The sequence below is a fragment of the Aggregatibacter actinomycetemcomitans genome (genome assembly GCF_023518055.1).
Lineage (GTDB): Bacteria > Pseudomonadota > Gammaproteobacteria > Enterobacterales > Pasteurellaceae > Aggregatibacter > Aggregatibacter actinomycetemcomitans.
This window is the reverse complement of record NZ_CP085096.1, coordinates 1,104,291-1,122,702: the sequence shown is the minus strand read 5'-3', so window position 1 is coordinate 1,122,702 and position 18,412 is coordinate 1,104,291. Positions and strand designations below refer to the sequence as shown.

Below are 18,412 nucleotides of genomic sequence, written 5' to 3'. Positions count from 1 at the left end.
ACACATTGAAGGAATGTATATGAACAAATTTTGTTTACCTCAAAATATTACACCGGAAATCTTTTTACGCGATTACTGGCAGAAAAAACCGTTATTAATTCGACGCGGTTTACCAGAAATTATCGGTATGCTTGAACCACGCGACATCACCGAATTAGCCAAAACGGAAGAAGTGGTCGCGCGCTTGATCAAGCAACATTCCGATGACAATTGGGAATTGCGCACCAGTCCGTTATCCAAAGAAGATTTTGATAACCTGCCTGAAAAATGGTCGGTTTTAGTGCAAGATATGGAGCAATGGTCGCCGTTATTAGGCAATTTATGGCGAAAATTCGACTTTATTCCGCAATGGCAACGTGATGACATCATGGTATCTTTCGCGCCACAAGGCGGTTCTGTCGGCAAACATTATGATGAATACGATGTCTTCCTGGTGCAGGCTTACGGTCATCGCCGTTGGCAGCTTGGCAAATGGTGCGAACCGACCACAGAATTCAAACCGAACCAACCGATTCGTATTTTTGACGACATGGGCGAACTGATTTTAGACGAAGTGATGGCGCCGGGCGATGTGCTGTACGTGCCTTCCCGTCTGGTTCACTACGGCGTAGCGCAAGATGACTGCTTAACCGTATCCTTCGGGTTGCGCTACCCAAATACATCGGAACTACTGGAAAGTATTAGAAATCACCTTTACCATCCAAGTTTGGAAGTGAATGAACTGGCTATCCCGTTCCGTTTAAGTCCTTCAGAACAAAAAACCGGCGAATTGACACCGCAAGACGTACAACAAATGAAAGCGTTATTTTTACAACAGCTGGCAAATTCTGCACAGTTCGACACCTTATTCCAACAAGCGCTTGCAACAACCGTCAGCCGTCGGCGCTATGAATTACTGGAAGTCGCCGGTTTTTCCGATCCGGAAGACGTGTTGGAAAGCTTTGAACATGGCGGCAGATTACGTCAAGACAACAATTGCAAATTGGTTTATACCCAAGATCCGTTCCGAATTTATGCCAACGGCGAATGGCTGGATGAATTGACCTACGCCGAAGCGGAAATTTTGAAACAACTTGCCGATGGTCAAACCGTTGATTTTGCTTTTTTAACCCGCTTAATCGGCAGCCTGCAGGATCAACAGATTTCCATGGAAGTGTTGGTCGATAGCATTTGCAATTGGCTGGACGACGGCTGGGCGTTGTTAACCGAGTAATCTTCCATGAGCGATAACATTTACTCGGTCAGCCAATTAAACCAATCCGTTCGCCTGATGTTAGAAAATCAGCTCGGACAAGTTTGGCTCACCGGGGAAATATCTAACTTTACCCAACCAGTTTCGGGGCATTGGTATTTAAGTTTAAAAGACGAAAACGCCCAAGTGCGCTGCGCCATGTTCCGCATGAAAAATCTGCGCGTGGGTTTTCGTCCGTCTAATGGCATGCAGGTATTGGTGCGTGCTAGTGTCAGTTTGTATGAGCCGCGCGGTGATTATCAACTGATTATCGAAAGTATGCACCTTGCCGGCGAAGGGTTACTGATGCAGCAATTTGAAGCGCTGAAACTCAAATTAGCGGCAGAAGAATTGTTCGCTCAAAATCACAAGAAAAACCTACCGCACTTTAGTCAAGCGGTAGGCATTATTACCTCTAAAACCGGGGCGGCATTGCAGGATATTTTGCATATTCTACAACGTCGTGATCCGAGTCTGAAAGTCATTATTTATCCCACAGCCGTGCAAGGTAAAGATGCGGCGGCTGAAATCGCACAAATGATTGAAATCGCCAACCGGCGACAAGAGGCGGATGTATTAATCGTGGGGCGCGGCGGTGGTTCGCTGGAAGATTTGTGGTGCTTTAATGAAGAAATTGTGGCGCGCGCGATGTTTCATTCCGTCATTCCAATCATTAGCGCTGTCGGTCATGAAACCGATATTACCATTGCCGATTTTGTCGCCGATTTACGCGCACCGACCCCTTCTGCCGCGGCAGAGCTGGTGAGCCGCGATCAAACGGAATTATTACAGCAGTTACAATATCGTCAACAACGCATTGAAATCGCTTTGGATCGCATTTTTATCGAGAAGAAACGGCAATTACAGCATCTTTTCTTACGTCTGCAAAACCAACACCCACAAGCGCAACTACGTATTCAACAGCAACTTATCGCCCAATTACGTCATCGCTTGCAGCAAAGTCTGTGTCATCACCGGCAAAAAACAGCGGAAAATCTGACCGCACTTTCGGCGCGGTTATATAAAAATCCGCTGCCGTTAAAGTTACAACAACAGAAACAACTGCTGGCGCAACTTAAAGTGCGGTTAAATTCCGAGATGAATTTGAAGGTGGGGCTTCAACAAAAACAACTGGCGCATTTATGTGGCAAATTAGACAGTTTAAGCCCGTTGAAGGTATTAGCGCGGGGATATTCCATCACCCAAAATCAACATAACCAAGCCATTACATCAATTCATGCGGTGAACATCGGCGAGCAAATCCAAACACGCGTTGCCGACGGGATTATCATCAGCCAGATTAATCGGTTAGAGAAGAAATAAGCGAACTATTTTTTATGCTTTGCCAGTGAGCAATGCAAAATTTTGACATTTTTACCTTTATCCTGAAAATATTTCCCCAGTTGTTCGGCAATGTAAACAGAACGGTGTTTGCCGCCCGTACAACCGATAGCAATGGTCAAATAGCTGCGGTTATTCTGTTCCAGCGACGGCAGCCAGGTTTCGATATAAGAACGGGTGAGGTAGATAAATTGATGCACTTCATTGTGCTTATTTAAGAATTCCGCCACTTCTTCATCCAAACCGGTCAGCGGGCGTAACCCCTGATTCCAATGCGGATTCGGCAGGAAACGCACATCAAACACGTAATCCGCATCTAACGGAATGCCATATTTAAAACCGAAAGATTCCACCACTATTTTCAATTCTTTATCGGAATGCCCGCTCAAAAACTCACGCAATCGCTCCGCTAATTCGTGGGTAGATAAAGCGGCAGTGTCAATCAGCAAATTGGCTTGTTGCACGAGAGGATCAAGACGGTTACGTTCTTCTTCAATGGCGGCTTCTAAGGAAAGGTCCTGTGTGGATAACGGGTGCAGACGGCGGGAATCGCTATAGCGGCGAATTAATGTGCCGGTATCGGCATCCAAGAAAATAATTTTAACATTATGTTTCTGCTGCAAATCATTAATCGTATTTTCCAGGATTTGCGGGGAAGTCGGCAGGTTGCGAATGTCTAAACTAATGGCAACGGCAGGTTGCCCGGCGGACAAAATCTGAATCAGCTGGGGCAATAAATCCAGAGGGAGATTATCCACACAATAATAGCCCATATCTTCCAAGGCTCTTAATGCAACGGATTTTCCCGCCCCGGAACGACCGCTAATGATAATAATTTCCACAGCACCCCCACTAATTTGGCTTTTTCGTTAAGTAAAATTACGCTGCGATTCCGTTACATCCTGTTCCGTAGGAACCGCTTCATTCACATCGGTTTGATCATAATGAAAAAAAATTTGCAAAATTTCATCCGCACTTTTCGCCGCCCGCAACTGCTTGCACAAAGATTTATCCGTTAAATTTTCCGCTAATTTAGGCAAATACTGAACATACGCGGCACACATATTTTCCGGAATCAACACCGCAAAGATTAAATCCACTTCACGGTGATCCGCTGCCTCATAGTCAATAGGCGAGTCTAATTGAATGAATACGGCGATAGGTTGGGCTTCTGCCGGCAAACGTCCTTTTGGCATTGCCACGCCGCCGCCGAGACCGGAGTTGCCCAGTTTTTCACGGCTGAACAAACACTCAAAACAGCATTGTTCACCGTTTTCCAGCTGCAATTTTTCAGCCACAATGTGTGCGATTAACTCAAACACACGCTTTTTGCTGGACAAAATCATGCCCTGACGGATACTTTCCGGTGTTAATAATTCAGTAAATTTCATAAGCTAAAGTTGGAAATCGGCGCCTAAATAAACGTCTTTTACCAATTTGTTGTTCATAATCTCTTGCGGTGTGCCGGTGGCAATCATTTTACCGGCGCTCACAATATAAGCGCGCTCACACACATCCAGTGTTTCGCGCACATTGTGGTCGGTAATTAATACGCCCAAGCCGCGATCACGCAAGTCTTTAATGATTTTCTTAATATCAATCACCGAAATCGGGTCAACCCCGGCGAAAGGCTCATCTAACAAAATAAATTTCGGATTTGCCGCCAACGCACGGGCGATTTCCACACGACGGCGCTCCCCGCCCGACAAAGATTGCCCTAAATTATCACGGATATGACTGATATTAAATTCTTCAATTAACTCGTCAGCTCTCTCGCGGCGTTGAAGTGCGGTCAAATCTTTGCGTATTTCCAACACCGCCATTAAATTATCGTACACGCTTAAACGGCGGAAGATGGAGGCTTCCTGCGGCAAATAACCGATGCCTTTTTGCGCTCGATTGTGTATCGGTAACAGACTGATGTCTTCCTCGTCAATGCGGATTTTTCCTTGATCATGATTTACCAAGCCCACCACCATGTAGAAGGTGGTAGTTTTACCGGCACCGTTAGGCCCCAACAAACCGACGATTTCGCCGGAATTCACCGTTAAACTCACATCGGAAACCACTTGGCGGTTTTTATAACTTTTCGCTAAATTTTCAGCATACAGAATCGCCATGAATTCTATTTCCCTTTTGCATTATTGAGTTGAACCGGAATTAACACGGTGGTGACGCGTGAACCGGAAGAACCGTTGGCTTTGAGTTGTTGTTTTTTCACATCATAAGTGATCACATTACCGTTGATTTTGCTATCCAGCTGTTTTAATTCGGCATTACCGGTTAAGGTTAAAAACTCCGTGCCTAAATCATAAAACACTTTATTGGCTTTGCCGTCCACGGGCTTGCCGTCGTCCATTACCTGATGGAATGTCACCGGATTGCCAAACGCCTCAACAGTGTCTTTTTTCTTGGAATTTTCTTCCGGACGGGTGATGATCACTTTATTCGCTTTCACCACGATAGAACCTTGAGTAATGACAACGTTGTCTGTAAAGATCACTACCCGACTGGTCATGTCTAAGGATTGGTTATCGGAAACGATATTAATGGGCTGATTGGTATCGTCTTTCAATGCAAAAGTAGACAAAGACACCAGCATTAACATGGAAGCAAAAAAAATGTTATTGCTTACTGATTTCATAATATGTTTTCACCTGTTCTTTTAATGTAGCCACTTGTTGCTGCAAGTTGCCGGTTAATTTTAAGCCTGTGGAATTAAAATTCTGCCCGTTAAGTTTTACCATTTGATCCGAGCTGATGTCCTGTGTTGTCAAATTAACCACCGCGCGTTGGGTTTCAATGCGTTGCAAACGAGATTGCGCGGAAAGGCTTTGTGCGATGACATTGCCATCCAGATACAGCATATTGTCTTTGGTCAATCGTGCTTTGTCAGCGCTGAGTTTCCAGCTTTCTTTATCCGTATTTTGAATTTCAATATCTAACAACAACACGACCGGTTGTTGAAAATCCGTATGTCCATCCGAGGTATAATGTTCCACTTTTGCGGAGGTCGCCAAATATTGTTTTTTGCCGGTGGGCGAATACACGGTAGTGCTCATTTTCTGCCCGACATATTCCGGACTATCTGCCGTTTTAATCAGATCTTTCAAACTTCCGTCCTCTTTATTCAGGCTATAAAACCAGGCCAATAAACCCAGCGCAATCACGGCTAAGATAATATTCAAACGAATATTCATACAATACAAATTCCGTTATAACGGTTAATAATAAGACACAATGATAGCATAATTTTGCTGAAAACGATAAAAAAGCAATATAAAGTACGGTCGCCCTCGCCGACGTTTTTTATAAGAAGATTTCCTTGCCCGGGTCAGGAACATTTCACAAAAAAACAGTCCAAGGACGGGTATTTGAGAGATTAAAAAATGTAATTCTATTTGACATTCATTCGGATTTCGTAGAGTATCACAACCTATTTTTATTCATTAAAGGCAATTCAAGCCGTAACCTAGCAGTTTTATGAACGAAACGTTAATTGAAGTAAAACACCTTACGTTTAAACGCGGTGAACGGATTATTTACCACGATCTGAATTTGCGCGTTCCCCGCGACAAAATTACCGCCATTATGGGACCGTCAGGGATTGGTAAAACCACCCTTTTGAAACTCATCGGCGGTCAGCTGATGCCTTCCGAAGGTGAAATTCTGTTCGACGGGCAAGATATTTGCAAACTATCCAACAGTGAACTTTATGATGTGCGCAAACGCATGGGTATGCTGTTTCAATCCGGCGCATTATTCACCGATATTTCCACCTTTGATAATGTGGCATTTCCTATTCGAGAGCACACCAATCTGCCTCCGTCGTTGATTAGAAAAATAGTATTAATGAAACTCGAAGCGGTGGGCTTGCGCGGTGCCGCCGATTTAATGCCTTCCGAACTTTCCGGCGGGATGGCGCGTCGTGCCGCGCTCGCCCGTGCCATTGCGTTAGATCCGGATTTAATCATGTTCGACGAACCCTTTACGGGACAAGATCCCATCAGCATGGGCGTGATTATCAGCTTAATCAAACGGCTAAATGAAGCGTTGAATTTAACGTCTATTGTGGTCTCCCATGATGTGCAGGAAGTATTGAGCATCGCCGATTATGCCTATATTATCGCCGATCAGCATGTGATTGCCGAAGGCTCATCGGAGCAGCTATTGGCGAGCCAAGATCCCCAAGTGAAACAGTTTTTACAAGGTCAGGCGGACGGTCCGGTACGTTTTCACTACCCTGCGCCAAATTACATTGAGGAGTTGTTTGAATGCTAACCAATTTAATTTCAGCCCTCGGACGTAACGCTATTAACTTTGCCCGCGCAATGGGTCGTGCAGGCTTTTTGCTATTCGGCGCGCTTATCGGCAAACCGCAAATTAACAAGCATTTCCCGTTATTAATCAAACAACTCCATGTCCTCGGCGTGCAGTCTTTATTGATTATCATGCTATCCGGTTTGTTTATCGGCATGGTGTTAGGTTTGCAAGGCTATGTGGTATTGGTGGATTTCTCGGCAGAAACCAGCTTAGGGCAACTCGTAGCATTATCGCTGCTGCGCGAATTAGGTCCGGTAGTGACCGCACTTTTATTCGCCGGACGCGCCGGTTCCGCATTAACTGCCGAAATCGGCTTAATGAAAGCCACGGAACAATTATCCAGTTTGGAAATGATGGCGGTGGATCCGCTACGTCGGGTTATCGCCCCGCGTTTTTGGGCGGGAGTGATTGCCATGCCGATTCTTTCCATTATTTTTATCGCCATCGGCATTTGGGGCGGTTCCTTAGTGGGCGTGGATTGGAAAGGCGTGGATTCGGGCAGTTTCTGGTCGGTCATGCAAAGCTCTGTTACCTGGAGCCACGATATTCTTAACGGTTTTATTAAAAGCCTGTTCTTCGCCATTGCGGTGGTTTGGATTGCATTGTTTAACGGCTACGACTGTATTCCGACTTCGGAAGGCATCAGCAAAGCCACCACCAGAACCGTTGTACACGCGTCATTAGTAGTATTAGGTTTAGACTTCGTACTGACCGCCATCATGTTCGGTGCGAATTAATCTCTGTTTGTAAGGAAACGTTATGCGACAAACAATTAAATATGAATTTTGGGTCGGTTTATTTTTACTCCTTGGTATCGGTTCGCTTATCTTCTTAGGCTTAAAAGTGGCGAACGTGCAAGGTTTCAGTGAAGCAAAATCTTATCACGTTTATGCAACTTTCGATAATATCGGTGGACTAAAAGTACGCGCCCCGCTTAAAGTGGGCGGCGTTGTGATTGGGCGGGTATCCGAAATCACATTGGATCCGCAAACGTATTTACCGAAAGTCACCATCGCCATTAATCAGGAATACAATGAAATTCCGGAAACCAGTTCGTTATCCATCAAAACCTCCGGTTTATTGGGCGAACAATACATTGCGCTAAGCATCGGTTTTAATGACGGCGAAATTGCGATGTTGAAAGATGGCGACAAAATTGTCGATACCAAATCCGCCATAGTGCTGGAAGATCTGATCGGACAATTTTTATACGGTGACAAAGACAAAAAGGCGGCAGAGGAAACAAACGATGCCACAGAAAGTAATTAGTTCACTCAACCTAAAAGGAGCAAGAGGGATGTTAAAAATCAAGTTTAAAAACTGGTTAACAAAAACGCTGGTAATTTTCACCGCACTTTTTGCGATGCAACAGGTCATGGCGGAAGATAACCCGCAAACCTTAACACAACAGGTTTCCGATAAATTATTCAGCGACATTAAAGCGAATCAAAGCCGAATCAAACAGGATCCGAACTATTTAAAAACCATCGTACGTCAGGATTTAATGCCGTATGTGCATGTTAAATATGCCGGTTCAAAAATTTTAGGACAAAACTACAAAACTGTCACTCAGGAAGAACGCGAACGTTATTTCGCTGTATTGGATAAGTACATTGAGCAAGTGTATGCGCAAGTATTAACGCTCTATACCGACCAAAACATTCAAGTCGGCAAAATGAAAGAAGAATCCGGCAGCCTTGCCATCGTGAACGTAAAAGTGGCACAACCAAATAATCAACCGCCGTTAAATGTGGATTTTTACTGGTATAAAAACAGCAAAACCGGGCAATGGCAAGTGTATGACATGACCGCCGGCGGCGCCAGCATGGTCAATACCAAACAGCAGGAATGGAGCCCGATTATCCGTAAACAAGGCTTGGATGCGTTGACCGCAAAATTACAAAAATCTGCCGACACTCCAATTACGTTGAGTAAATAATCAATGCAAGCAACACAAAGTTTACATTGGGAATCAAACCAACATGATGATAAGATAACGCTTCGCCTGAAAGGGGAGCTATCTCGAAACACGTTGTTGCCGCTTTGGCAGCAACGTGCTTCTTTTTTATTGGCACGGAAAACGGAAACGCTTGATGTTCATTGGGATTTGTCCCAAGTCAATCGCATTGATTCCGCAGGGTTTGCGTTGTTATGCGATTTTCTGCAACATAATCAAACCTTATTAACAAACGAACGGAAACAACTTTTGCAAAATCCGCCGTCCCAATTATTGACACTCGCAGATCTGTTTGGTTTATCGGACTGGATTGCGCAATTTAGCAAAACCGATGGAAATAGTTAATGGAAACTCAAGAAATCGAAAAAATCTTAAAAGAAGCACTGAATCTTGATGAGGTGTATGTACAGGGTGAAGACGCACATTACGGTGTAATCGCTGTGAGCGATCAATTTGAAGGGCTTTCTAAAGTCAAGCAGCAACAAATGATTTATGCTCCGCTCTTAAACCACATTTCCAGCAATGAAATTCATGCGCTTTCCATCCGTACTTATACCGTCGAAAAATGGAAACGTGAACGTTTACTTAATCAACCCGCCTAATTCATAGGAAATTATTATGCAAAAATTTCGAGTTTACGGACAATCTTGTTTAAAAGGAACCGTGGAGATTTCCGGTGCGAAAAATGCGGCATTGCCGATTTTATTTGCCGCAATTTTAGCAACGGAACCGGTCACCTTAACTAATGTGCCGGATCTAAAAGATATCGAAACCACGCTGAAAATTTTACGTCAGTTAGGTGTAGTCGTAGAACAAAATGAACCCGGTACGGTTCGTTTAGATGCCTCTAAAATCGATCATTTCATCGCGCCGTACGAGTTGGTGAAAACCATGCGCGCTTCCATTTGGGCATTGGCACCACTAGTTGCACGTTTCAATCAAGGTCAGGTTTCCTTACCGGGAGGTTGCTCTATCGGCGCCCGACCGGTAGATTTGCACATTAGCGGCTTAGAACGCCTTGGCGCAAAAATCGCCCTTGAAGACGGTTATGTAAAAGCCTATGTGGATGGACGCCTAAACGGCACCCGTATCGTGATGGAAAAAGTGAGCGTGGGCGCCACCCTCTCCATTATGATTGCGGCGACTTTGGCAAAAGGCACCACCGTTATCGAAAACGCCGCCCGTGAACCGGAAATTGCCGACACGGCGGAATTCTTAAATAAAATGGGCGCCAAAATCAGCGGTGCAGGTTCTGATGCCATCACGATCGAAGGCGTAAATCGCTTAACCGGTTGTGAGCATAGCATCGTGCCGGATCGCATTGAAACCGGGACATTCTTAGTGGCAGCCGCCATTTCCGGCGGTCGCATTGTATGTAAAAACACCAAAGCCAACACCTTAGACGCGGTGATCGATAAATTACGCGAAGCTGGCGCGCAGGTGGATGTCACCGAAGATACCATCACGTTAGATATGTGGGGCAATCGTCCGAAAGCGGTGAATATTCGTACCGCACCTTACCCGGGCTTCCCGACCGATATGCAGGCGCAATTCACCTTATTAAACATGGTTGCCAACGGCACCAGCATCATCACCGAAACCATTTTTGAAAATCGCTTCATGCACATTCCAGAGCTGATTCGTATGGGCGGTAAAGCAGAAATTGAAGGCAACACCGCCATTTGCCATGGGGTTTCCCATTTATCCGGTGCAGAAGTCATGGCAACGGATCTGCGCGCTTCTATCAGCTTAGTGCTGGCAGGCTGTATCGCCACCGGTGAAACCATTGTGGATCGTATCTACCATATCGACCGCGGCTATGAACATATTGAAGAAAAGCTCCGCGGCTTAGGCGCTCGTATTGAACGTTTTTCGGAAGAAATAGAATAAATTAAAATTACCCAAGAAATCTGTTTATAATTGTTTTTATCTTTCGAATTATTATTAATTGTAGTCGGGGCTACAATATTCATTTAGTAGATATAACTTTGGAAAGATTGAAAGCTCCCTGTTTATTTTTGTGTTGGGGGATAAATGAAAACACTTAAGCAAATTTACAGTGGGTGGGAATCGTAGCTGTAAGAAATGGGATTATTACTGGTACAGTTAGTTAGAGGAGATTTGCCAATTAAAGCTTCTTTGTATCTCACATTGGAATTTTAATCATTTTGTTGTTCTAACCAAAATTACTAAAAATTATGCAACTATTCATGATCCCACGATAGGTAAAAGAAAATTTTCTATAAAACAATTATCCAATTCATTTACAGGTGTTACTTTAGAGATATGGTCTAAGGTTAAATTTAAGAAAGGAAAGTCAGAAAGTCAGAACAAATCAGCTTATATGAAATCTTAAAACATATGTCGGAAGTTAAAATTAAGGTATTTTCACTCTCTACACTAATTGAGTTAGTTGGACTATTAATGCTGGTAGGAACAAAACTCGTAATGGATCATGTAATGAGCTCGAAAAATAAATCATTACTCTTTATAATTTGCTTGGGGCTTCGCTTATTCACATTTTTTCACTTCATCAGTCAGTATGCTAAAGGCATGGATTTCTTTGAAAGTGGATTATTTAATTAATTTTCAATAGACTGCAAGTTTCTTTTTCCACCTATTAAAGTTACAAAATTAAACATGCTATTTTCTGGAATTCATGCCTCTATTGCGGCTTTAGAACAAATACTAATTTTATGGGTTGGTGAAACCCTAGTAATTGAAAATACAATGACATTGGGTATGTATGTTGCTTTTAATTCTTACCGAGGTTTATTTTCTTCACGTATGACAAACCTAATTAATATTTTCTTCAATATAAGAATTTTAGCTCTGTATAGAGAACGAATTGCAGATATAGCACTAAATGAAGCAGAAGAAGATACTTATCAGAATTTGACGAATATACCTAAAAAAGTAGCAACACTCGAACTAAAGAATCTTACATTCTCTTATAATCAATTTGATAAACCGATAATAAAAGATATTAGTTTAATCATTCCTGCAGGTAAAAGTGTAGCTATTAAAGCGCCATCAGGCTTTGGAAAAACAACATTACTTAAGTTGATGTCAGGTTTATTAAAGTCTACATCAGGAGAAGTTTATTTTGATGGTATAAATATTAATCAGATTGGATTACCAAATTATCGTTCAAAAATTGCTATGGTTTTACAAGAGGATAAATTCTTTTCAGGCTCAATAATTGAGAATATTGTCAGCTTTGAAGATCAATATGATCTGGAATTTGCTATTAAGTGTGCAAAATTAGCTAAGATTCATAATGAAATTATGAAAATGCCAATGAATTACGAAACTCGTTTAGGAGAACTAGGAAATAACCTTTCCGGGGGCCAACGCCAAAGGTTATTTATCGCTCGTGCTCTATACAAAAGACCATATATTTTATTTATGGATGAAGCGACTAGCTACTTAGATGAGAAAAATGAAAAAGCAATTAACATCTCAATTTCCCAGTTAAATATTACTCGGGTTATAGTAGCTCACAGGCAATCTACTATTGACTCAGCAGACTATTGTGTTGAGCTAGATAAACTAAATAAAAATTCAAAATACACTATAAATCTATAATTAATTTGAATATCTTATTTCAAGCATTTTATTTTTATTACTTATATAAATGGACAGTTCACTTTTAATAAAGATATTCCTAAAAAAAACCGAAAAGAACCCAATAAAGTTAAATAAAATAGCTAGTCCGGGATGTAATGCATTTGCTAGTCCTGTATTATAGAACATTGATGAATAATCATCGGTATAAAGTTTATATTTTATCCCATTACTATAAAAATAATGGCTTAATTCATCATAAAGTAAAGAGATATTTTCAACATCGTTAAAAGACACATTATTTCCATTCCTAATTTCATTTAACAAATCTGAATTAATATATTGGCACATATAATACCCTCTTAATTAAAAACCAAACTTAAATTTAAAAAAGTCTCTTAATTCGTTAGCAAACATGATAATTTCATCTAAATGCCTCCCTTCAGATTTTATTGATGAAAACCTATATAATTCATTATCCAAAAATGAATTTTTAACCTTATTTGACTCGTTAATAACATTATCCAACAATGAAACGGTCCCTAAAGATAACTTAATTAGAGATATTTTTTTAACAAAATAAAAATTTATACTTTTATCATCTATAAAATGATCATATCTTTCTATAAGCCCAATAGCTTTATCTACACGCCCGTCTTCTAAAAAATTAAAAATAAGCATAATATATGCCCGTTTAAAATACCCTGTATCAGGGAAATTAAATGAATAAAAAAAATCCAAAAAATCAATCAAAAAAGAAACATCTTTTTTATAATTAAAATTATCCCTAGCGAGAAAAAACTTCCATCTTATATTATAAGGATCCTCTATTTGATTTATCTCTAATAGCCTTATATTTCTATCAATTTTTATAGGTATATTAACTATGTTATTTTTAGAATATGGGTATTCATGCGCTCTTCCATTGTATTTAATGAGTCCATTATTTTTGAATATTCTCCCAACACCATAATTTTTATTATTTTTAGAATCCAAAAACCTAGGGCAAAAAACTGTTGCGTCGTTGCATCTACCATACATAATAAGAAAGTCTCGAAGGTCTCTGTACGCTCTGCCATCAACCCACTCATCAGCATCTATAAAAAATACCCACGAATAGCCAGAACATTCCAGAGCAAAATTTCTTAATTCAGAAAAATTAGAATTCCAACCTTTGTACTTAAGCACTATGTTACCGGATTTTATTTCCCTGACTATATCTACAGTGTTGTCAGTAGATCCTGAGTCTACAACAACAATCTCATCAGAAATATCAACAACACTTTGTATACACCTTAAGATACATTTTTCCTCATTCCTTACTATAATACATACTGAAAGCCCTTCTTTTTTGGTAGAGACCGAAGATAGCCCTCCTTCCATACTAGATATAAGAGGACTATATAAATAACGTTCAATAAGACTACGCATAGGAAAATTAACAATGCAAATCCGTTCCAGTGTTTCTAGCTCCGCCCCCTTTTAAAAAGTAAGAAGCCCCACCACAATCAAGATTAAAACCTGCAGCCATAATATATGATAATTCAGCCCATGCTTTAGCATAATTAGGTTCCGATTTAGAATCCGGAGGATCACATAATCCTGCTTTAAGACATTCTTCACAACAGTAATTATGTGGATTGAAACTATCTGCTCCACCAAAAATCCCATGCAAACATTGATTTTTTAACTCTTTCATAAACACCTCTACAGTAAAAATCTACTCTAAACTAGATGCACAAAACACCTGCAGGGAAAGATAATAATACATATAATTATTCAAAAGACTTACTTTAGCACTGCTTTAGAATGAAATAACCCGATAGTAAAAATCCTCAATAAAAGTTAATTTCATCGTAAATAGAATACATCGAGTTATAATAAAAAAGGCTTAAGTTTTCGACTTAAGCCTTTTTTATTTATATCAATCAATTAACGGGTAGAAAGTTGGAAAATCATGGATTCCGCCTGGCAGCTAAATTCAAATTTGGCAGTTAATTTGAAGCCATTTTCCACCACACTTATTTCACTACTGATTTTGCATGGATCACTTTCCGCCGCTTTGGCTTTTTCGGTTAAATAGCTTAATGCTTCTTTTGCTGCTTCTTCCGTTGCATAAACCTGTTCAAAATCCACCGTGCAGTCAGAACCGTCAATCACCGTACCCACCTCGACACAACAGCAAACTTTTGCTTCTTCCGCCTGACATTTCAATGTGCTCATAATATCTCCTTGTAAAAAGAATTGAAATTTTCAACTATTTTAGCATTATTCAAATTTAATACAAAATCCGACCGCACTTTTCTTTGTCCACTGGTCTGAACACTACGCAAAATATGAAAAGAGGATTGCTCCACATTCCCCTGTTTTTTAGAACGATACGTTTTCCTAAGAAACGATAACCAATTCAATAAAAGGTACAAAAATGACAACCCGCAAATTTACTCAAACCCTTCTATCCACGCTGTTATTAACTGCTGCCGGAGGTGCGTCCGCCGCGGCATTCCAATTAGCAGAAATTTCCACCTCCGGTTTAGGTCGTGCCTATGCCGGTGAAGCCGCCATCGCAGACAATGCTGCTGTGGTCGCCACCAACCCGGCATTAATGAGCCTGTTCAAACAAAACGAATTTTCTGCCGGTGGCGTTTATGTGGATTCGCGAATTCATATAAATGGTCCTGTAACTGCTTATATCAGAGGACAAAAAGTTGCTTCCGGAAGCGCTAATGCCCATAGCGTTGTTCCAGGTGCATTCATTCCAAATATGTATTTTATCTCACCTATCAATGATAAGTTTACTTTAGGTGCGGGAATGAATGTTAACTTTGGTTTAAAGAGTGAATATTCCCGCGATTATGATGCCGGTATTTTTGGCGGTATAACGGATTTAACCGCCATTAGTCTGAATCTTAGTGGGTCATACCGTATTACTAATAATTTAACTGCCGGTTTCGGTTTAAATGGTGTCTATGCGAAAGCAGAACTTGATCGCACTGCCGGTATCGCCATTACCGGCGTCAAAAATGCACTGAATTCTATGGGTGAGGACAATGTAAAAAGATTATTAAGCGCGAGAATAAGAGCCAAAAATCCGACAATTCCGCAGGCTATTGCTGACGGTTTAGCACAAATAACTATCAATAATTTAAAAAATCTGGATAAAGCAGATTCGCTTGTACACCTAAGAGACAATGCTTGGGGATTCGGTTGGAATACAGGTTTGGTTTACGAGTTTGATCAAGATAATCGTCTTGGTCTCGCCTACCATTCCAAAGTCGATATTGATTTTAAAGATCGCAATGCACTCAGTTTACAACAACATAATGGTGTACTAGGTCCTTATATCGGTAAAGGCAGTTTAACCTTAAAATTACCGGCTTACTGGGAACTATCAGGATTCCATCAATTAACCGATCAATGGGCTATCCACTATAGCTATAAATATACAGAATGGAGTCGTTTTAAAGAATTACGCGGCAAATATCAAGATGGTTCCGGCTATGAGGCCTTTACCAAGAAAGAGGAATACAAAGACAACTCCCGTTTTGCTATTGGTACAACATATAGCCTAAATGATGCTTTAACATTACGTGCAGGTTTGGCTTACGATAAAGCCGCGAGTAAAACGCATTTATCTGCGTCCATTCCTGATACCGACCGTATGTGGTATAGTATAGGAACCACCTATAAATTCACCCCGAATTTATCTGTTGATGTCGGCTTCGCTCATTTACGTGGTAAGAAGAAACATTTTGTTGAGACCCAAAATATCAAGGGGTTATTGCTTGTTGAGGCGGATTACACCACTAAAGCCACCGCTAACCTCTACGGTTTGAATCTAAATTACCGTTTCTAATCGAGGCAAAATTTCGAAGAATACATAATAAAAGCGTGCTCCGGTACGCTTTTGTTTTTCCTAAACAGGAGAAAATATGACCGCACTTTTTTATCGTTACTACCCTTCACCTCTGGGTAATTTATTAATGCTATCTGATGGCAAAAATCTCACTCATCTGGATTTTGAACTGGAGCAATTAGCACCGAATCCCAAATGGCAGGAAAAGAATGAATTACCTGTTTTTACGCAAGTATGCGCGGCACTTGACCACTACTTTAATGGAGAACCGGAAACCTTCGCGGATATTCCGCTGGCACCACGAGGCACCGAGTTTCAACAACAAATTTGGCAGGCATTGCGTCAAATCGGCTATGGACAAACTGCCAGTTACGGTGAGTTGGCAAAACGCATCAATAATCCGAAAGCGGTGCGTGCGGTAGGTGGTGCGGTGGGTAGCAACCCTATCAGCATTATCATTCCCTGCCATCGCATTTTGGGCAAAGACGGAACGCTTACCGGCTTCGGTGGCGGTTTGGTTGCCAAGCGCTTTTTGTTGCAACTGGAAAATATTTCTTATATCGACAAAGGCAAAGAGATCGTTAAACCGCGTTTTTTCAAGAAGTATCGCCAATGATCCCGCAAACCACCGAGGCATTACTCTCCCGCGCACAGTCTATTGCCGGTCTCACCTTCGGTGAACTGGCGGCGCAATGGCATATTTCTGTGCCACCGAATTTAAAACGTGATAAAGGCTGGGTCGGTATGCTGCTTGAAACGGCGTTAGGCGCCACCGCAGGTAGTAAAGCGGAACAGGATTTCACCCATTTAGGCATTGAGCTGAAAACCCTGCCCATCAATGAACAAGGTTATCCACTGGAAACTACTTTTGTGAGTCTCGCGCCACTTATTCAAAACAGTGGCGTGAACTGGCAAAATTCCCATGTCCGCCATAAATTATCCCGCGTTCTTTGGATTCCCATTGAAGGCAGCCGCCATATTCCGCTCGCGGAGCGACATATCGGAACACCGATTTTGTGGCAACCCAACGAGCGGCAAGAAGCTCTGTTAAAACAGGATTGGGAAGAGCTGATGGATTATATCGTGCTGGGTCAATTGGATAAAATTAATGCTCGTTTAGGCGAGGTGTTACAGCTTCGCCCGAAAGCCGCCAATAGTAAGGCGCTCACCAAAGGTATTGGTAAAAATGGCGAAATTATTGACACTCTCCCCCTCGGTTTTTATTTGCGCAAAGAGTTTACCTACCAAATTTTACAACAATTTGTGCAACAAGCTATTTAACCCTTTTCATTTATCTCTCAAAACTATATGATCGCGCACCTGTTTGTATTTTAAGGAAGCAATTATGTTTGAATGGCTATTGAGTCCCGAGGCGCTAATCGCCTTATTCACCCTGACAGCACTGGAAATCGTACTGGGTATTGACAACATTGTTTTAATCAGCATTTTGGTCTCCAAACTCCCACCAAAACAACGTCAACCGGGACGTATTATCGGTTTAACCTTGGCTATGGGAACCCGCATTTTACTGCTATTGACTCTTTCTTGGATGATACACCTTACCGAACCGCTCTTTGAGTTATTCGGCAAAGGCTTTTCCGGTCGGGATTTAATTTTATTTTTTGGTGGATTATTCTTAATTATAAAAAGTACTAACGAGATTCGTGAAGCCATGACACCACACACAGAAGAAGAACATCACCAAATCAGCAAAAAAGCTAGTTTCCTCGGAGTATTAATTGAAATTGCCTTATTAGATATTGTTTTCTCGTTAGATTCTGTCATCACTGCCGTCGGCATAGTAAATCAAATCGAAATCATGGTGACCGCAATTGTCATTGCCGTTGGTATGATGATGTTCGCAGCCAAACCTATCGGCGATTTTGTTGAAAATCATCCGACATTTAAAATTTTAGCACTCGCCTTCCTGATCCTGATCGGTGTCACCTTAATTATCGAGAGCTTCAGCATCCATGTGCCGAAAGCGTATATTTACTCCGCTATGGGCTTTTCCGTATTTGTGGAAATTCTCAATACCCAAATGCGTAAACGCTTGGGCGCTAAAATTTAGAGAAACAAAAGTGCGGTCGAAAAACACATTAAATTTCAACCGCACTTTGCTCTGCACCCCAAAACC

General features: G+C 41.5%; 23 protein-coding genes. 15 read left to right on the top strand and 8 right to left on the bottom strand.

Annotated features, from left to right (window positions below; genetic code table 11):
• The first annotated feature begins 19 nt into the window (after nucleotides 1-19).
• Nucleotides 20-1,213, top strand: a complete 1,194-nt coding sequence (locus LIN98_RS05760; protein WP_050846412.1) for a ribosomal protein uL16 3-hydroxylase — start codon at nucleotides 20-22, stop codon at nucleotides 1,211-1,213.
• A 6-nt stretch (nucleotides 1,214-1,219) separates the two neighbouring features.
• Complete coding sequence (xseA, locus tag LIN98_RS05755; protein WP_014167831.1) at nucleotides 1,220-2,554, top strand: exodeoxyribonuclease VII large subunit; 1,335 nt, start codon at nucleotides 1,220-1,222, stop codon at nucleotides 2,552-2,554.
• Between the two features lie 5 nt (nucleotides 2,555-2,559).
• Here the strand turns inward: xseA and rapZ are convergent, their stop codons facing one another.
• Genes rapZ through lptC form a run of 5 tightly spaced genes read right to left on the bottom strand, consistent with a single transcriptional unit; the run spans nucleotide 2,560 to nucleotide 5,772 of the window.
• Entirely contained in the window at nucleotides 2,560-3,414 is an 855-nt protein-coding gene (rapZ, locus tag LIN98_RS05750; RefSeq protein WP_005548367.1) for an RNase adapter RapZ, read from the bottom strand.
• Between the two features lie 27 nt (nucleotides 3,415-3,441).
• Nucleotides 3,442-3,963, bottom strand: a complete 522-nt coding sequence (gene ptsN / locus LIN98_RS05745; RefSeq protein ID WP_005548368.1) for a PTS IIA-like nitrogen regulatory protein PtsN — start codon at nucleotides 3,961-3,963, stop codon at nucleotides 3,442-3,444.
• 3 nt (nucleotides 3,964-3,966) lie between these two features.
• Nucleotides 3,967-4,692: an LPS export ABC transporter ATP-binding protein gene (gene lptB, locus LIN98_RS05740; protein ID WP_005568465.1), complete on the bottom strand. Its 726-nt coding sequence runs from the start codon at nucleotides 4,690-4,692 to the stop codon at nucleotides 3,967-3,969.
• Between the two features lie 5 nt (nucleotides 4,693-4,697).
• Complete coding sequence (lptA, locus tag LIN98_RS05735) at nucleotides 4,698-5,216, bottom strand: lipopolysaccharide transport periplasmic protein LptA (protein WP_005568463.1); 519 nt, start codon at nucleotides 5,214-5,216, stop codon at nucleotides 4,698-4,700.
• Nucleotides 5,197-5,772, bottom strand: coding sequence for an LPS export ABC transporter periplasmic protein LptC (lptC, locus tag LIN98_RS05730; protein WP_005548373.1), 576 nt, complete (start codon nucleotides 5,770-5,772; stop codon nucleotides 5,197-5,199). The genes lptA and lptC overlap by 20 nt, the downstream gene beginning before the upstream one ends.
• A 283-nt stretch (nucleotides 5,773-6,055) precedes the next feature.
• Here lptC and mlaF point away from each other — a divergent pair, with 283 nt between their 5' ends.
• The 9 genes from mlaF (at nucleotide 6,056) to LIN98_RS05685 (ending at nucleotide 12,440) form a co-directional block, all read left to right on the top strand.
• Nucleotides 6,056-6,853, top strand: coding sequence for a phospholipid ABC transporter ATP-binding protein MlaF (gene mlaF, locus LIN98_RS05725; RefSeq protein ID WP_005568461.1), 798 nt, complete (start codon nucleotides 6,056-6,058; stop codon nucleotides 6,851-6,853).
• Complete coding sequence (gene mlaE / locus LIN98_RS05720; protein ID WP_005548377.1) at nucleotides 6,847-7,632, top strand: lipid asymmetry maintenance ABC transporter permease subunit MlaE; 786 nt, start codon at nucleotides 6,847-6,849, stop codon at nucleotides 7,630-7,632. Before mlaF ends, mlaE begins: the two co-directional genes overlap by 7 nt.
• A gap of 22 nt (nucleotides 7,633-7,654) precedes the next feature.
• The gene (mlaD, locus tag LIN98_RS05715; protein WP_005548379.1) at nucleotides 7,655-8,164 is read left to right on the top strand and encodes an outer membrane lipid asymmetry maintenance protein MlaD; all 510 of its coding nucleotides are present in this window, start codon (nucleotides 7,655-7,657) and stop codon (nucleotides 8,162-8,164) included.
• Between the two features lie 28 nt (nucleotides 8,165-8,192).
• Entirely contained in the window at nucleotides 8,193-8,834 is a 642-nt protein-coding gene (gene mlaC / locus LIN98_RS05710) for a phospholipid-binding protein MlaC (protein ID WP_005541032.1), read from the top strand.
• Between the two features lie 3 nt (nucleotides 8,835-8,837).
• Nucleotides 8,838-9,197: an STAS domain-containing protein gene (locus tag LIN98_RS05705; protein ID WP_061869891.1), complete on the top strand. Its 360-nt coding sequence runs from the start codon at nucleotides 8,838-8,840 to the stop codon at nucleotides 9,195-9,197.
• Nucleotides 9,197-9,454 carry a BolA family protein gene (locus LIN98_RS05700; RefSeq protein ID WP_005569303.1) on the top strand — a complete coding sequence of 86 codons (258 nt, stop codon included), beginning with the start codon at nucleotides 9,197-9,199 and terminating at the stop codon, nucleotides 9,452-9,454. The genes LIN98_RS05705 and LIN98_RS05700 overlap by 1 nt, the downstream gene beginning before the upstream one ends.
• 16 nt (nucleotides 9,455-9,470) lie before the next feature.
• A complete protein-coding gene (murA, locus tag LIN98_RS05695) occupies nucleotides 9,471-10,742 on the top strand; it encodes a UDP-N-acetylglucosamine 1-carboxyvinyltransferase (protein WP_025298431.1) in 1,272 nt (423 codons plus the stop codon).
• Nucleotides 10,743-10,971: 229 nt separating this feature from the next.
• Nucleotides 10,972-11,208, top strand: a complete 237-nt coding sequence (locus LIN98_RS05690) for a cysteine peptidase family C39 domain-containing protein (RefSeq protein ID WP_313777718.1) — start codon at nucleotides 10,972-10,974, stop codon at nucleotides 11,206-11,208.
• 284 nt (nucleotides 11,209-11,492) lie between these two features.
• Nucleotides 11,493-12,440: a peptidase domain-containing ABC transporter gene (locus LIN98_RS05685; RefSeq protein WP_005568456.1), complete on the top strand. Its 948-nt coding sequence runs from the start codon at nucleotides 11,493-11,495 to the stop codon at nucleotides 12,438-12,440.
• Nucleotides 12,441-12,785: 345 nt separating this feature from the next.
• Here LIN98_RS05685 and LIN98_RS05680 read toward each other — a convergent pair whose 3' ends face one another.
• The 3 genes from LIN98_RS05680 to LIN98_RS05670 form a co-directional block, all read right to left on the bottom strand.
• Nucleotides 12,786-13,850, bottom strand: coding sequence for a glycosyltransferase family 2 protein (locus tag LIN98_RS05680; protein ID WP_148326268.1), 1,065 nt, complete (start codon nucleotides 13,848-13,850; stop codon nucleotides 12,786-12,788).
• A 7-nt stretch (nucleotides 13,851-13,857) separates the two neighbouring features.
• Entirely contained in the window at nucleotides 13,858-14,118 is a 261-nt protein-coding gene (locus LIN98_RS05675) for a hypothetical protein (RefSeq protein WP_142952078.1), read from the bottom strand.
• Nucleotides 14,119-14,351: 233 nt separating this feature from the next.
• Nucleotides 14,352-14,642, bottom strand: a complete 291-nt coding sequence (locus LIN98_RS05670) for a YfcZ/YiiS family protein (protein ID WP_005572021.1) — start codon at nucleotides 14,640-14,642, stop codon at nucleotides 14,352-14,354.
• Between the two features lie 202 nt (nucleotides 14,643-14,844).
• Between LIN98_RS05670 and LIN98_RS05665 the strand changes: the two genes are divergently transcribed.
• The 4 genes from LIN98_RS05665 to LIN98_RS05650 all read left to right on the top strand — a co-directional run bounded on the left by LIN98_RS05665 (nucleotide 14,845) and on the right by LIN98_RS05650 (nucleotide 18,346).
• On the top strand, nucleotides 14,845-16,275 hold the full coding sequence (locus LIN98_RS05665; RefSeq protein WP_005572017.1) for an outer membrane protein transport protein: 1,431 nt from the start codon (nucleotides 14,845-14,847) through the stop codon (nucleotides 16,273-16,275).
• Between the two features lie 76 nt (nucleotides 16,276-16,351).
• Nucleotides 16,352-16,891, top strand: a complete 540-nt coding sequence (locus LIN98_RS05660; RefSeq protein WP_005568806.1) for a methylated-DNA--[protein]-cysteine S-methyltransferase — start codon at nucleotides 16,352-16,354, stop codon at nucleotides 16,889-16,891.
• On the top strand, nucleotides 16,888-17,556 hold the full coding sequence (gene mutH, locus LIN98_RS05655) for a DNA mismatch repair endonuclease MutH (RefSeq protein WP_005568804.1): 669 nt from the start codon (nucleotides 16,888-16,890) through the stop codon (nucleotides 17,554-17,556). The genes LIN98_RS05660 and mutH overlap by 4 nt, the downstream gene beginning before the upstream one ends.
• Nucleotides 17,557-17,620: 64 nt before the next feature.
• Nucleotides 17,621-18,346 carry a TerC family protein gene (locus LIN98_RS05650; RefSeq protein WP_148326269.1) on the top strand — a complete coding sequence of 242 codons (726 nt, stop codon included), beginning with the start codon at nucleotides 17,621-17,623 and terminating at the stop codon, nucleotides 18,344-18,346.
• The last annotated feature ends 66 nt before the right edge of the window (nucleotides 18,347-18,412 follow it).

Coding starts and splice junctions, on each gene's coding strand:
- LIN98_RS05760 (WP_050846412.1), top strand. CDS start 20: ATGAACAAATTTTGTTTACCTCAAAATATTACACCGGAAATCTTTTTA.
- xseA (WP_014167831.1), top strand. CDS start 1,220: ATGAGCGATAACATTTACTCGGTCAGCCAATTAAACCAATCCGTTCGC.
- ptsN (WP_005548368.1), bottom strand. CDS start 3,963: ATGAAATTTACTGAATTATTAACACCGGAAAGTATCCGTCAGGGCATG.
- lptB (WP_005568465.1), bottom strand. CDS start 4,692: ATGGCGATTCTGTATGCTGAAAATTTAGCGAAAAGTTATAAAAACCGC.
- lptA (WP_005568463.1), bottom strand. CDS start 5,216: ATGAAATCAGTAAGCAATAACATTTTTTTTGCTTCCATGTTAATGCTG.
- lptC (WP_005548373.1), bottom strand. CDS start 5,772: ATGAATATTCGTTTGAATATTATCTTAGCCGTGATTGCGCTGGGTTTA.
- mlaF (WP_005568461.1), top strand. CDS start 6,056: ATGAACGAAACGTTAATTGAAGTAAAACACCTTACGTTTAAACGCGGT.
- mlaE (WP_005548377.1), top strand. CDS start 6,847: ATGCTAACCAATTTAATTTCAGCCCTCGGACGTAACGCTATTAACTTT.
- mlaD (WP_005548379.1), top strand. CDS start 7,655: ATGCGACAAACAATTAAATATGAATTTTGGGTCGGTTTATTTTTACTC.
- mlaC (WP_005541032.1), top strand. CDS start 8,193: ATGTTAAAAATCAAGTTTAAAAACTGGTTAACAAAAACGCTGGTAATT.
- LIN98_RS05705 (WP_061869891.1), top strand. CDS start 8,838: ATGCAAGCAACACAAAGTTTACATTGGGAATCAAACCAACATGATGAT.
- LIN98_RS05700 (WP_005569303.1), top strand. CDS start 9,197: ATGGAAACTCAAGAAATCGAAAAAATCTTAAAAGAAGCACTGAATCTT.
- murA (WP_025298431.1), top strand. CDS start 9,471: ATGCAAAAATTTCGAGTTTACGGACAATCTTGTTTAAAAGGAACCGTG.
- LIN98_RS05685 (WP_005568456.1), top strand. CDS start 11,493: ATGCTATTTTCTGGAATTCATGCCTCTATTGCGGCTTTAGAACAAATA.
- LIN98_RS05680 (WP_148326268.1), bottom strand. CDS start 13,850: ATGCGTAGTCTTATTGAACGTTATTTATATAGTCCTCTTATATCTAGT.
- LIN98_RS05675 (WP_142952078.1), bottom strand. CDS start 14,118: ATGAAAGAGTTAAAAAATCAATGTTTGCATGGGATTTTTGGTGGAGCA.
- LIN98_RS05670 (WP_005572021.1), bottom strand. CDS start 14,642: ATGAGCACATTGAAATGTCAGGCGGAAGAAGCAAAAGTTTGCTGTTGT.
- LIN98_RS05665 (WP_005572017.1), top strand. CDS start 14,845: ATGACAACCCGCAAATTTACTCAAACCCTTCTATCCACGCTGTTATTA.
- LIN98_RS05660 (WP_005568806.1), top strand. CDS start 16,352: ATGACCGCACTTTTTTATCGTTACTACCCTTCACCTCTGGGTAATTTA.
- mutH (WP_005568804.1), top strand. CDS start 16,888: ATGATCCCGCAAACCACCGAGGCATTACTCTCCCGCGCACAGTCTATT.
- LIN98_RS05650 (WP_148326269.1), top strand. CDS start 17,621: ATGTTTGAATGGCTATTGAGTCCCGAGGCGCTAATCGCCTTATTCACC.